This is a genomic window from Desulfovibrio sp. 6_1_46AFAA, assembly GCF_000224635.1.
GTDB classification, from domain to species: domain Bacteria; phylum Desulfobacterota; class Desulfovibrionia; order Desulfovibrionales; family Desulfovibrionaceae; genus Desulfovibrio; species Desulfovibrio fairfieldensis.
Map to the genome: position 1 here is coordinate 119,731 of NZ_JH114301.1, position 12,191 is coordinate 131,921.

The following is a 12,191-nucleotide window of genomic DNA, read 5'->3' on the forward strand; positions in this document are numbered from 1 at the left end:
GGTAGTGCCATGATCCAGGTAGAATCAACGCTTCAGGTGGCCGACAATTCCGGCGCCAAAAAGGTGGCCTGCATCAAGGTGCTGGGCGGTTCGCACCGCCGTTACGCCTCGGTGGGCGACATCATCATGGTTTCCGTCAAGGAAGCCATGCCCCACAGCAAGGTGAAGAAGGGCGACGTGATGAAGGCCGTTATCGTGCGCACCGCCAAGGAAGTGCGGCGCATGGACGGCAGCTACATCAAGTTCGACGGCAACGCCGCCGTGCTGCTCTCCAACCAGGGCGAGCCGGTGGGCACGCGTATCTTCGGCCCCGTGGCCCGTGAGCTGCGCGCCCAGAACTTCATGAAAATTATTTCCCTTGCCCCGGAAGTGCTCTAGGAGATCGTCATGAAAACGTATCGCATCCGCAAGGACGACAAGGTGATGGTGATCACCGGCAAGGACGCGGGCAAGATCGGCAAGGTGCTCAAGATCCTGCGCAAAAAGGATCGCGTGTTGGTGGAAAAGACCAATATGGCCAAACGCCACATGCGCCCCAATCCCTATGCCCAGCAGCCCGGCGGCATCGTGGAAAAGGAAATGCCCATCCATGTCTCCAACGTCATGGTGGTCTGCTCGGCGTGCGGCAAAGCCACCAAGGTGGGCTACAAGTACATCGAGTCCGAAGGCAAGCAAAAGAAAGTGCGCTTCTGCAAAAAGTGCAACGAAGTCATGGAATAAGGTGATACGATGACACGCCTTGAAAAGATATATAGAGAGAAAGTGGTTCCGGTGTTGCAGAAGGAGTTCAATTATACCTCCTCTATGCAGCTGCCCGGGATTGAAAAAATCTCTCTGAACATCGGCCTTGGCGCCGCCACCCAGAACAACAAGATCATGGAGGAGGCCGTGGCGGAACTGACCGCCATTGCCGGCCAGAAAGCTGTGGTGACCCGCGCCAAGAAATCCATTGCCGCTTTCAAGCTGCGCGAAGGCATGCCCATCGGCGCTCGCGTCACCCTGCGCAAGGACCGCATGTGGGACTTCCTGGACAAGCTCATGAACTTTGCCCTGCCCCGGGTGCGCGACTTCCGCGGCATTCCGGATCGCGGCTTTGACGGGCGCGGCAACTTCACCTTGGGCATCAAGGAACACACCATCTTTCCCGAGCTGGAAATCGACCGTGTGGAAAATCCCAAGGGCATGAACATCACCATTGTTACTTCGGCGGCCACGGACAAGGAAGGCAAGTTCCTTCTGGACCAGTTGGGCATGCCGTTCCGTAAATAGGAGTCTGCCGTATGTCCCGTACTTCGCTGGAAGTGAAGGCCAAACGTAAGCCCAAGTTCAGTGCGCGCGCCTACAATCGTTGCCCGCTGTGCGGTCGTTCCCGCGCCTTTTTGCGCCAGTTCGGCATCTGCCGTATCTGCTTCCGCAACATGGCCCTGCGCGGTGAGTTGCCCGGCGTGCGCAAGTCGAGCTGGTAAAAGCATTGCCGGACGCGGGAGCGTCCGGGCGGCGCGGAGAACACCGCGCCTGTGGGAAGTGGCGGCATCGGGCCGTTAACCCCGCGCTCAAAACTCTCAGGAGCTTTCGATGTTGACAGATCCCATTGCGGATATGCTGACCCGTATCCGCAACGCACATTTGGCCCTGCACAAGGAAGTGAATGTGCCGCGCTCGAAGATGAAGGAATCGTTAGCCGCCATCCTCAAGCAGGAAGGTTACGTCGAAGACGTGGCCGTGGCCGACAGTACCATCACCATCACTCTCAAGTACCTGAAGGGCAAGCCCGTCATTTCGGGCCTGAAGCGCGTGAGCACTCCGGGCCGCCGGGTGTACGTGAATTCGCGTCAGATCCCCAAGGTGCAGAACGGCCTCGGCATTTGCATTCTGTCCACGTCCAGCGGCGTGCTGGACGGCATGACCGCCCACGAGAAGAAGGTGGGCGGCGAACTTCTGTGTGAAATCTGGTAGGCGGTGCGTTATGTCTCGCATAGGTAAACTGCCCATTCCCGTTCCCAATGGCGTCGAAGTCAAGATCGGAACGGATGTTGTGGAAGTGAAAGGCCCCAAGGGCTCGCTGAGCACGCCTCTCTGCTCTCTGCTCAAGTATGAGCTGGCCGACGGGCATGTGACATTGACCCGCCTCGAAGAAACCCGTGAAAGCCGTTCGCAGCACGGCCTGCGCCGCACGCTGCTGGCCAACTGCATCGACGGCGTGACCAAGGGCTTTTCCAAGGCCCTGGAAGTCATCGGCGTGGGCTATCGCGTGGCCGTGAAAGGCAACATCATTGAACTGGCCGTAGGCTTTTCCCACCCCGTGGTGCTGGAACTGCCCGCCGGTATCAAGGCCGCCGTGGAAGGCCAGGTGTTGACCATCAGCGGCGTGGACAAGGAACTGGTGGGCGAAATGGCCGCCAGGATCCGCCGTATCCGCAAGCCCGAGCCGTACAAGGGCAAGGGCATCAAGTACGTGACCGAGACCATCCGCCGCAAGGTGGGCAAGTCCGGCGGCAAGAAGTAGGGGCTGCGTCATGAATTATAGCAAGAATGAATCCCGTCAGCGCCGCAAGATCCGCATCCGTAAAAAGGTCAACGGCACGGCTGAACGTCCGCGTCTCGTGGTCTACAGGTCCAACCTGCATATTTACGCCCAGATCGTGAACGATCTGGAAGGCGCGACTCTGGTGTCCGCCTCCACCCTTAGCCTTTCCAAAACCGAATCCGGCCTGCACTGCAACAAGAGCGGCGCCGAACGCGTGGGCAAGGAAATTGCCCGCTTGGCCAAGGAAAAGAATATCAGCAAGGTGGTATTCGATCGCAACGGGTATATTTATCACGGTCGCGTCAAGGCTGTAGCCGACGGCGCCCGCGAAGGCGGTCTGGAGTTCTAATATGCGTCAGGATAACTCGAACAATAGCGAAACCCAGCAGAACGAGCTGGGCGAAATCGAAAAGATCGTCTCCCTCAACCGTGTGGCCAAAGTGGTCAAGGGCGGTCGCCGTTTCAGCTTCAGCGCCCTTGTGGTGGTGGGCGACGGCAAGGGCGGCGTGGGCTTTGGTCTGGGCAAGGCCCAGGAAGTGCCTGAGGCTCTGCGCAAGGCTACGGAGCGCGCGCGCAAAAACCGCGTGCATGTGCCCTTGGTCGAAGGGACCCTGCCCTATGAGGTGCTGGGCCGCTTCGGCGCGGGCCGCGTCATGCTCAAACCCGCCTCCGAGGGTACCGGCATCATCGCCGGCGGCGCCGTGCGCGCCGTGATGGAGGCCGTGGGCGTGCGCGACGTGCTGGCCAAGGCCATCGGCACCAATAATCCGCATAACGTGCTTCGCGCCACCATACAGGGTCTTGTTTCCCTGCGTAGCGCCGAGGATGTGTCGGTCCTGCGCGGCAAGAAGCTGGAAGCTCCGAGGAAGTAGCCATGACGGAAATCAAGGTCAAACTCGTGCGCTCGCGCATCGGCACCACGCCGGCCCAGCGCAAAATGCTGGACTCCCTTGGCCTCAAGCGTCGCGAGACGGTCAAGACGTTCAAGGACACCCCGGCCATCCGGGGCATCATTGCCAAAGTTTCGCACCTTGTGGCCGTCGTGGACTAACGGCCGCGCGAGGAGTATAGTATGCAACTGCACAATCTCTTTCCCTTTCCGGAAGAGCGCAAGACCCGCCGCCGTGTGGGCCGGGGCGGTGGTTCCGGCTTGGGCGGCACGTCGGGCAAGGGTCACAAAGGCCAGAACGCCCGTGCCGGCGGCGGCGTGCGCCCCGGCTTTGAAGGCGGCCAGATGCCTCTGCAGCGTCGTCTGCCTAAACACGGCTTCAAGAACGCGCCCTTCAAAGTGACGTACGACGTGATCAACCTGGATGTGCTGACCCAGGCCTTTGAGGGCAAGGGCAGCATTACCTTGGATGACATTTACGCCCGGGGTCTCGCCCGGTTGGGCGCGCCGGTGAAAATTCTTTCGCGCGGTGAAGTGAAATCCGCCCTCAAGGTGGAAGCCCACAAGTTCAGCCAGGCCGCGGCGGAGAAGATCCGCCAGGCCGGTGGTGAAGTCAGCGAGCTGGAAGCGGTTCCCGCAGCCGAATAATCCCCGGCCGCGCGAGCGGCCGGAACGGAATATTGCGGCGTCATAGCCCGCCGCGCGCGGCGGGCTATGACGCTTACGCGCATACGGCGCCCTCGGGCGCGCAAACGCAACGAGTCTTTCATGGCAGTAGGATCGGCAAACAATATGGCGGGCCAGCCCGCCCTGGCCAAACGCCTGGGCTGGACCTTCCTGATTTTGTGCTGCTACCGGATCGGCGTGCATGTGCCGGTGCCCGGCGTGGACGCCGCGGCCCTGGCTTCTTTCTTTGAAAGCATGTCCGGCACCCTGTTCAGCCTCTTCGACATGTTCTCGGGCGGTGGCCTGCGTAACGTTTCCGTCTTTGCGCTGGGCGTCATGCCGTATATTTCGGCGTCCATCATCATGCAGCTTTTGCAGGTGGTCAGCCCGGACATCAAGCGCATGGCAAAGGAAGAAGGGCAGGCGGGCCGTCGCAAAATCACCCAGTATACCCGTTACCTCACGGTGCTGATCACACTGGTGCAGGGCTTGGGCATCGCTGTGGGCCTGGAAAATATGACCAGTCCCGCCGGTTCGCCCATTGTGCTCAATCCGGGCTGGCATTTCCGGCTGGTGACAATGATGACCTTTACCGCGGGTTCGGTGCTGGTCATGTGGCTGGGTGAGCAGATCACCGAACGGGGCATCGGCAACGGCATTTCGCTGATCATCTTCTGCGGCATCGTCGTGGGTATTCCGCGCGGCATCATTCAGTCCGTGGCCCTGATTCAGGCCGGTGACATGAGCATCTTCATGGCCGTGGTCATTGTGGTGTTCATGGCCGCCGTGACGGTCTGCATCGTCTTTGTGGAGCGGGCTCAGCGGCGAATCCCCATCAGTTACGCCAAGCGTCAGGTGGGCCGGAAGATGTTCGGCGGGCAGAATTCGCATCTGCCTCTGCGCCTGAACACGGCGGGCGTTATTCCGCCCATTTTCGCCTCCTCGTTGTTGCTCTTCCCGGCCACCATCGGCCAGTTTTCGACCAACGAGTATGTGAAGCGGGCGGCGGAGCTCTTTTCGCCCCACGGCATTCTGTACAATATCATTTACGTGGCCCTGATGTTCTTCTTCTGCTATTTCTACACGGCCATCATCTTTGATCCCAAGGATATGTCCGAAAACCTGAAGAAGGCCGGCGGCTTCATTCCGGGCATCCGTCCGGGCGAAAAGACGCAGGAATACATTGACACCGTGCTTTCGCGGCTGACGCTTTCGGGCGCGGTGTATATTTCCCTCGTCTGCCTGCTGCCCATGTTGCTGATCAGCAACTTCAACGTGCCGTTCTACTTCGGCGGCACCAGCCTGCTGATTCTGGTGGGCGTGGCCATGGACTTCATGAATCAGGTTGAATCACACATGATTTCAAGCCAGTATCAAGGCTTGATGCAGAAAGCGCGCAAGGGCGGAAAAGCATAGCGCGGGGCGTGGAGCATGAAAAAATATCACGGCGCATTCATTAAAAATGAGCGGGAAGTGGGTTGTCTGCGTGAAGCCAACCGCATGGTCGCCAATATTCTTGACGCCGTGGGCGATATGGTGGCGCCCGGCCTTCCCACCATGCGCCTGGAAGAACTGGCGCGCGACATGTGCGCCGACTACAAGGTGAAACCGGCTTTTCTCGGTTACTGCGGCTATCCCTTTGCCGTCTGCTGCTCGGTCAACGAGCAGGTGGTGCACGGCTTTCCCTCCGCGCGGCTGCTACAGGAGGGGGACATCGTCAGCATCGACATGGGAGTGGTCTTCGAAGGTTTCGTGGGCGACGCCGCCCGTACCTACCCGGTGGGGCAGGTGAGCGACGAGGCCCGCAGGCTGATGCGGGTGACCGAGGAAAGTCTCTATGTGGGCATTGAGAAAGCGCGGGCAGGCAATGACGTCTATGATATCGGCGCCGCCGTGCAGGACTATGTGGAAGCCGCCGGTTTCAATGTGGTGCGTCGCTTCGTGGGCCACGGCGTGGGCGCGAAGATGCACGAAAAGCCGGAGGTGCCCAACTTCAGGCCCGGCATGCATGGGCTGACCCTGCAGAACGGCATGGTCATTGCCATTGAGCCCATGGTCACTGCCGGTACCTATGAAGTGGACATCCTGGATGACAAATGGACCGCTGTGACCCGTGACGGCCAATGGGCCGCTCATTTTGAGCACAGCGTGGCGATCACCCCGGAAGGGCCGAGAATTCTGAGTATTTCGGATCGCGGTCTGAACCGGCACACAATTGATGGTTGACAGAATAGGCAAAGATAGATAAAGATGCCTGTTCCTGCCCCGAAATAGCCGGGGCCGTCAGGACGGGCCGTCACAACGGCCAAACGGCTATCAGTGGAGATATGCGATGAAAGTCAGACCTTCCGTCAAGAAAATATGCCCCAAGTGCAAAGTGATCCGGCGCAAGGGAGTGCTTCGAGTTATCTGCGAAAACCCCCGGCACAAGCAGCGCCAGGGCTAGGGCAGGAGACATATTGTGGCGAGAATAGCAGGTGTTGATTTGCCGCGCGGCAAACGGGTGGACATTGCGCTTACCTACATTTACGGCATCGGTCGCACGACGGCCCTGAAGATCCTTGACTCCACCGGCGTCAACTGGGAGCGTAGCATTGACGATCTCTCGGCTGACGAAGTGAACGAGATCCGCAAGGAACTCGAACAGAACTTCAAGGTGGAAGGCGATCTGCGCCGTGAAGTTTCGAGCAATATCAAGCGGCTTATGGATATCGGCTGCTACCGGGGGCTGCGCCATCGTCGCGGTCTGCCCGTACACGGCCAGCGCACCCACACCAACGCGCGCACCCGTAAGGGGCCGCGCCGCGGCGCTGTGGGCAAGAAAAAGTAGGCGCGCTCATTTACTCGTTTTTTTAGCCAGATTGAGGGATAGTCATGGCCAGACCCAAGAAAGCGGTCAAGAAAAAGGAAAAGAAGAACGTGCCTGTGGGCATTGCCCATATTCAGGCTTCGTTCAATAATACCATCATCACCTTTACGGATACGCGCGGCAATGCTGTTTCCTGGGCCTCTTCGGGCCAGAGCGGCTTCAAGGGTTCGCGCAAGTCCACGCCCTTCGCCGCCCAGGTGGCCGCTGAAACCGCCGCCCGCAAGGCGCAGGACAACGGCATGCGTACCGTGGGCGTCTATGTGAAGGGTCCCGGCTCCGGTCGTGAGGCCGCCATGCGCGCCATTGCCGCCGTGGGCTTCCGGGTGGCTTTCATCCGTGACGTGACGCCCATCCCGCACAACGGCTGCCGGCCGCCCAAGCGCCGCCGCGTCTAGTTTCGCGCTGCCGGGGCAGCGCCGTACAAACGAAGAGGACTCATTCATGGCCAAATATACTGAAGCCAAATGCCGGATCTGCCGCCGCGAGGGCTGCAAGCTGTTCCTGAAAGGTGATCGTTGCTTTACCGACAAGTGCGCTTATGATCGCCGCCCCTACGCCCCCGGCCAGCACGGCCGCGCGCGGAAGAAGGTCAGCGAATACGCGGTGCAGCTGCGGGAGAAGCAGAAGACCCGCCGCGCTTACGGCGTGCTGGAGCGCCAGTTCCACGGCTACTTTGAAAAAGCCGAAATGCAGAAGGGCGTCACCGGCACGAATCTGCTGGTCATCCTGGAACGTCGTCTGGACAACGTGGTGTACCGTCTGGGTTTTGCCAACTCCCGCAACCAGGCCCGCCAGCTGGTGCGTCACGGCATCTTTACCCTGAACGGCCATAAGGTCACCATCCCCTCCCTGCAGGTGAAGGTGGGAGACTCTGTGGAAGTGCCCGAAAAGAATCGTAAAATTCCCGTTCTGGCCGAAGCCCAGGAAGTGATCGCCCGCCGCGGCTGCCCCGGTTGGCTTGAAGCCGACGGTGCCGCTTTCAAGGGCACCGTGAAAGCCTTGCCGCAGCGCGATGATATTCAGTTCCCCGTCAACGAGCAGTTGATTGTCGAACTTTACTCGAAATAAGCGGGGGGCGCATGCTTATTAAACAAGGCGAACGCCTTATCAATGCGCGCAACTGGTCGGAGCTCGTGAAGCCCGACCAGATTTTGCGTGAGGAAGAGACGGCCAGCGGCACGCACGGCAAGTTTATTTGCGAGCCTTTGGAGCGGGGCTACGGCACCACCATCGGCAACGCCATGCGGCGCGTCCTTCTGGCCTCCCTGCAAGGGGCGGCCTTTGTCTCGGTGAAAATCACCGGCGTGCAGCATGAGTTTACCACCATCCACGGCGTGCTGGAGGACGTTACCGACGTCATCCTGAATCTCAAGCAGGTCCGTCTGCGCCTGGACACGGACGAGCCCCAGCGCCTGATCCTGCGCGTGGACCGGAAGGGGCCGGTGACGGCCGCCCAGATCCAGGCCAACCAGCATGTGGAGGTGCTCAACCCCGAGTTGCACATCGCCACCCTCACCGAGGATGTCGTGCTGGAAATGGAGCTGGAAGCGCGTATGGGCAAGGGCTATGTGCCCGCCGACATGCACGAGGGTCTGTCCGAGGAAATCGGTCTGATCAAGCTGGATTCCAGTTTTTCCCCGGTGCGCAAGGTGGCGTATACGGTCGAACAGGCCCGCGTGGGCCAGATGACCAACTATGACCGCCTGCTGCTGGAAGTCTGGACCGACGGCTCGCTCACGCCAGAGGATGCCATTGCCTACAGCGCCAAGATCATCAAGGACCAGATTTCGGTCTTTATCAATTTTGATGAGCGCGTTTCCGGCGATATGCGTCTGGGCAGCAGTGACGGCGGCGAGGTGAACGAGCATCTGTTCAAGAGCATTGACGATCTTGAACTCTCCGTGCGCGCCACCAACTGCCTGCGTAGTGCCAATATCGCTCTGGTGGGCGAACTGGTGCAGCGCTCCGAGGGCGAGATGCTCAAAACCAAGAATTTCGGACGCAAGTCGCTGGACGAAATCAAAAGTGTTCTTCTGGACATGGGCCTTGACTTTGGTATGAAGGTCGACGGCTTCGACAAGAAATATCAGGAATGGAAAAGGAAGCAGCAAAATGAGGCATAGCAATTCCGGCAGGAAACTCTCGCGCACGCCCGCGCACCGTAAGGCCCTGTTGCACAATCTCGCCAAGGCGCTTCTGATCCACGGCAAAATCCGCACCACGGAGATGAAGGCCAAGGAATTGCGCCGGGTGGTGGAACCCCTGATCACGCTGGCCAAGCGCAACGATCTGCACTCTCGCCGTCTGGCCTACCGGGTGCTCAACGACCACGCCTTGGTCAAGCGTCTTTTTGATGAAATCGGCCCGCTGTTTGCCGGCGTGCCGGGCGGCTACACCCGCGTGCTCAAACTGGCCATGCCGCGTAAGGGCGATAATGCCCCCATGGCTATTATTGAGTTGTCCCGTGCGGCCGAGCCGGTTGCGGACGCCAAGGCGGGCAAGGACAAGAAGGCGGCCAAAGCCGTTGACGCCGCTCCGGCCGGTGAAGCGGCCGCCAAACCCAAGCGTACCCGCAAGCCCAAGGCTGAAGAAGGGGCCGCGCAGGAAGCAGGTGCCGCCGAATAGCGCGCAAGCAAAGCAGCTTTTGCAAAAGGGGAGTCTTCGGGCTCCCCTTTTTTATGCTCTTTCAGAGCAGGGCTTTTTGCCTGTTTTCCATGGGTTGGACTGTAGTCGCGCGGCGTGCGGGACTGTCGTTCAGGAGGAAAGCTTGCGGACCGGGAAAGCTGCGCTGCAGCCTCCTTCTTGGCAGCGTGCAAAATTTCCCGTAGCTTGAACACGTCGCATCGTTGGAGTGAACGTGTCTGATTGTTCATTGTGAAATGTTCTAACGGAAATTTGAAGATGAAGCTGTTGGAAAAAGCCCGCGCCGCGGGCTGAGCGGCCAAGTTGGCTCCAGGGGCCCTGGAGCGGCTTTTGCGCGGTCTTACGCCCGAAACTCCGCCCGAATTGGAGGCCAGGGTGCTGGCTGGCCGCGCCCGTAACGAGGACGCCGTGGTGCTCTCCGTGCCGCCGGGCAAGGCCCTGGTGCAGACCGTGGACATCCTCGCGCCCATCGTCAATGACGCGTTCGCCTTTGGCCGCATCGCGGCGGCCAATGCTTTGTCCGATGTCTACGCTCTTGGGGGCGAACCCTGGTGCGCCATGAACGTGGCCTGTTTTCCCCAAGCGTTGGCGGAAGATGATCCCGAGCAAGCCCTGACCAGCATTTTGCGCGGCGGCCAGGACGCCCTGCTGGAGGCCGGGGCCGTGCTGGCCGGGGGCCATACCGTCCAGGACGACGAATTGAAATATGGTCTGGCCGTGACGGGCATTATCGATCCGGCGCATATTGCGGTGAACGACGGGCTCAGGCCGGGACAGCGCCTCCTGCTGACCAAGGCGCTGGGCACCGGCATTCTTGCCACGGCGGTTAAGGCCCGCTGGGAGGGCGCGGCGGAAAGCGAGGCCGAACTGATCCGCTGCTGCGGACGACTGAACAAGGTGGGCGGCGCGGCCATCCGTGCGTTCCATCTGCCCGCCGCCACGGATATCACCGGTTTCGGCCTGGGCGGCCATGCCCTGGAAATGGCCCTGGCCTCAAATGCCTGCGTGGCTCTGGATACGACGGCTCTGCCCCTTTTGCCCCGCGTGCTGGAATACGCGCGTGACGGACTGATTCCAGCGGGCAGCCATCTGAACCGCAAGCACTGGGCCTGTTCCACCCTGGTAGAGCCGGGCGTGGATGAGGCTCTTGAGAGCGTGACTTTTGACGCCCAGACTTCGGGCGGTTTGCTGCTGGCCGTGCCGCCGGACTTGCTGGGGCCGGTGCGGGACATGCTGGAGAGCGGCGGAGACCTGGCCCGCGAGGTGGGCGAAGTGCTTCCACCGAGGACCGACGGCAAGGCCTTGCTGTTGCGTTGAGGGAATTGGGGCGACGCGCGTCCATGGCGCACAGGCCTTGCTTTCCACGAGGCGGAGGCGCGGCTTGCGGCCCGCCCGCAAATAAGCTATCAATATACCTTTGCGAGAGTGGCGGAACTGGTAGACGCACTGGACTTAGAATCCAGCACCCTAGGTATGGGGGTTCAAATCCCCCCTCTCGCACCAGAAGCCATAACCGCTTGTACACAAGCAGTTCATAAAACCCCTCATGCTCCTGTTTCCTTGGTTGCATGAGGGGGTCTTGTTTTTCGGGTTGCTGTCTGTTCACTGCCGGGCGCGGCTCTCCTGGACGGGTTCCACAGTGAAGCCTGTATTGTGATGCTCCCTCGGGGCTTGTGCGGTGGCCGGAGGTGCGGAATTCAGGTTTCCGGAGTTCCATGTGCGGAGGTCTTGCGCCGTATTGGGTAAATCGGAGGGGGTAATGTGGGCATTGCCGCCCTATTTTTTGTCTTTTTGTATCACCACGATCACCAATCGTATCACCGTTGCCACGCCAGGGCCTGAGAGCCCTTGCCTGCGTATTCTTTTTCCGGAACAGGGCGGACGTGTGCTTGTCCGGATTTTTCGCTGGTCCGGCGGCAGGGCACATGTCTCCGGTGGAGGGGCTTTCCCGAGGCGGCCGCGCGCAGGATGTCCAGGGCGGATTCCAGCAGGCATTTGGAGGATGGGTTCTTCATCTGTCCACACTGCGGGCAAGACAGCCAGAAGCGCTCCGGCGGCAGGCCCGGCGCAAAATTTTTCAGAGTTTGCGGATGGAACGGGAGACATCCAGCCGCCCGGAAATACGCCGCAAGGCGCGCACAAGCCCGTCCTCACGTGCCGTCAATGCCAGGCGCGCGGCCAGGCGTATTGTGGCGGGCAGCAGCAGAAAGGCCAGCGCGCCCCATTGCCCGCGGCGGGTCAGATCGCTGGCGAACAGGCGGCGGAAGCCGCGCCCCATGCGCCGGAACTCCTTAAGGTAGCTGAAGATTTCCACCTTGTGGTGCCAGCTTTTGGGGTGCAGCCGCCAGCGGGTGAGCTTTTCCGGCACAAAGGCAAAGGGCGCGAGCGCGGCGAGCTGGGCCCAGACCCACCAGTCCAGCCAGCGCGGCACGGGCGTTTGCAGGGAGATACGGCGCAACAGGCCGGTTCTGGCCATGGCGCAGGAAAAGGTGGGGATTTTGTTTTCCAACAGAAAGGGGCGCACATCGCAGTGCGCCGGGGCAAGCCGGGCATGCCAGCGCATGACGCGCGGCACATAGCCCTCAAACCAGGCCATA

At 60.6% G+C, this 12,191-nt stretch carries 20 protein-coding genes and 1 tRNA gene; 20 read left to right on the top strand and 1 reads right to left on the bottom strand.

Translation table 11 applies throughout. The features are described from left to right. Positions 1-9 precede the first annotated feature (9 nt). From rplN to HMPREF1022_RS04080, 20 genes are all read left to right on the top strand, one after another. Entirely contained in the window at positions 10-378 is a 369-nt protein-coding gene (rplN, locus tag HMPREF1022_RS03990; RefSeq protein WP_008685833.1) for a 50S ribosomal protein L14, read from the top strand. 9 nt (positions 379-387) lie between these two features. Next, a complete protein-coding gene (rplX, locus tag HMPREF1022_RS03995) occupies positions 388-720 on the top strand; it encodes a 50S ribosomal protein L24 (RefSeq protein ID WP_008685832.1) in 333 nt (110 codons plus the stop codon). A 9-nt stretch (positions 721-729) separates the two neighbouring features. Further along, a complete protein-coding gene (rplE, locus tag HMPREF1022_RS04000; protein WP_008685831.1) occupies positions 730-1,269 on the top strand; it encodes a 50S ribosomal protein L5 in 540 nt (179 codons plus the stop codon). 11 nt (positions 1,270-1,280) lie between these two features. Beyond that, positions 1,281-1,466 carry a type Z 30S ribosomal protein S14 gene (locus HMPREF1022_RS04005; protein ID WP_008685830.1) on the top strand — a complete coding sequence of 62 codons (186 nt, stop codon included), beginning with the start codon at positions 1,281-1,283 and terminating at the stop codon, positions 1,464-1,466. A gap of 109 nt (positions 1,467-1,575) precedes the next feature. Further along, a complete protein-coding gene (gene rpsH, locus HMPREF1022_RS04010) occupies positions 1,576-1,956 on the top strand; it encodes a 30S ribosomal protein S8 (protein WP_008685829.1) in 381 nt (126 codons plus the stop codon). Between the two features lie 10 nt (positions 1,957-1,966). Next, positions 1,967-2,506 carry a 50S ribosomal protein L6 gene (gene rplF / locus HMPREF1022_RS04015; RefSeq protein ID WP_008685828.1) on the top strand — a complete coding sequence of 180 codons (540 nt, stop codon included), beginning with the start codon at positions 1,967-1,969 and terminating at the stop codon, positions 2,504-2,506. A 10-nt stretch (positions 2,507-2,516) separates the two neighbouring features. Continuing rightward, the gene (rplR, locus tag HMPREF1022_RS04020; protein ID WP_008685827.1) at positions 2,517-2,876 is read left to right on the top strand and encodes a 50S ribosomal protein L18; all 360 of its coding nucleotides are present in this window, start codon (positions 2,517-2,519) and stop codon (positions 2,874-2,876) included. A gap of 1 nt (position 2,877) precedes the next feature. Continuing rightward, the gene (gene rpsE, locus HMPREF1022_RS04025; protein ID WP_008685826.1) at positions 2,878-3,399 is read left to right on the top strand and encodes a 30S ribosomal protein S5; all 522 of its coding nucleotides are present in this window, start codon (positions 2,878-2,880) and stop codon (positions 3,397-3,399) included. Between the two features lie 2 nt (positions 3,400-3,401). Next, positions 3,402-3,578 (top strand): 50S ribosomal protein L30, encoded by a 177-nt coding sequence (rpmD, locus tag HMPREF1022_RS04030; RefSeq protein WP_009301986.1) that lies wholly within the window; start codon positions 3,402-3,404, stop codon positions 3,576-3,578. A gap of 21 nt (positions 3,579-3,599) precedes the next feature. Continuing rightward, a complete protein-coding gene (gene rplO, locus HMPREF1022_RS04035) occupies positions 3,600-4,064 on the top strand; it encodes a 50S ribosomal protein L15 (RefSeq protein WP_008685824.1) in 465 nt (154 codons plus the stop codon). Between the two features lie 120 nt (positions 4,065-4,184). Continuing rightward, the gene (secY, locus tag HMPREF1022_RS04040; RefSeq protein ID WP_008685823.1) at positions 4,185-5,498 is read left to right on the top strand and encodes a preprotein translocase subunit SecY; all 1,314 of its coding nucleotides are present in this window, start codon (positions 4,185-4,187) and stop codon (positions 5,496-5,498) included. Positions 5,499-5,513: 15 nt separating this feature from the next. Next, a complete protein-coding gene (map, locus tag HMPREF1022_RS04045; protein WP_008685822.1) occupies positions 5,514-6,308 on the top strand; it encodes a type I methionyl aminopeptidase in 795 nt (264 codons plus the stop codon). A 106-nt stretch (positions 6,309-6,414) separates the two neighbouring features. Continuing rightward, positions 6,415-6,528: a 50S ribosomal protein L36 gene (gene rpmJ, locus HMPREF1022_RS17020; protein ID WP_005027799.1), complete on the top strand. Its 114-nt coding sequence runs from the start codon at positions 6,415-6,417 to the stop codon at positions 6,526-6,528. 15 nt (positions 6,529-6,543) lie between these two features. Beyond that, positions 6,544-6,912, top strand: a complete 369-nt coding sequence (gene rpsM / locus HMPREF1022_RS04050) for a 30S ribosomal protein S13 (RefSeq protein ID WP_008685808.1) — start codon at positions 6,544-6,546, stop codon at positions 6,910-6,912. Between the two features lie 44 nt (positions 6,913-6,956). Further along, complete coding sequence (gene rpsK / locus HMPREF1022_RS04055; RefSeq protein WP_008685806.1) at positions 6,957-7,346, top strand: 30S ribosomal protein S11; 390 nt, start codon at positions 6,957-6,959, stop codon at positions 7,344-7,346. Between the two features lie 46 nt (positions 7,347-7,392). Then, complete coding sequence (gene rpsD / locus HMPREF1022_RS04060) at positions 7,393-8,019, top strand: 30S ribosomal protein S4 (protein WP_008685804.1); 627 nt, start codon at positions 7,393-7,395, stop codon at positions 8,017-8,019. Positions 8,020-8,030: 11 nt separating this feature from the next. Then, positions 8,031-9,074: a DNA-directed RNA polymerase subunit alpha gene (locus HMPREF1022_RS04065; RefSeq protein WP_009301988.1), complete on the top strand. Its 1,044-nt coding sequence runs from the start codon at positions 8,031-8,033 to the stop codon at positions 9,072-9,074. Beyond that, on the top strand, positions 9,064-9,576 hold the full coding sequence (gene rplQ / locus HMPREF1022_RS04070; RefSeq protein WP_008685801.1) for a 50S ribosomal protein L17: 513 nt from the start codon (positions 9,064-9,066) through the stop codon (positions 9,574-9,576). The genes HMPREF1022_RS04065 and rplQ overlap by 11 nt, the downstream gene beginning before the upstream one ends. 276 nt (positions 9,577-9,852) lie before the next feature. Continuing rightward, positions 9,853-10,911 carry a selenide, water dikinase SelD gene (gene selD, locus HMPREF1022_RS04075; protein WP_083823228.1) on the top strand — a complete coding sequence of 353 codons (1,059 nt, stop codon included), beginning with the start codon at positions 9,853-9,855 and terminating at the stop codon, positions 10,909-10,911. 102 nt (positions 10,912-11,013) lie between these two features. Further along, positions 11,014-11,097, top strand: a tRNA-Leu gene (locus HMPREF1022_RS04080). Between the two features lie 574 nt (positions 11,098-11,671). On the opposite strand, the gene HMPREF1022_RS04090 is transcribed toward HMPREF1022_RS04080, so the two are convergent. Continuing rightward, a partial coding sequence (locus tag HMPREF1022_RS04090; RefSeq protein WP_009301990.1) for a hypothetical protein occupies positions 11,672-12,191 on the bottom strand: 520 nt, incomplete at its 5' end.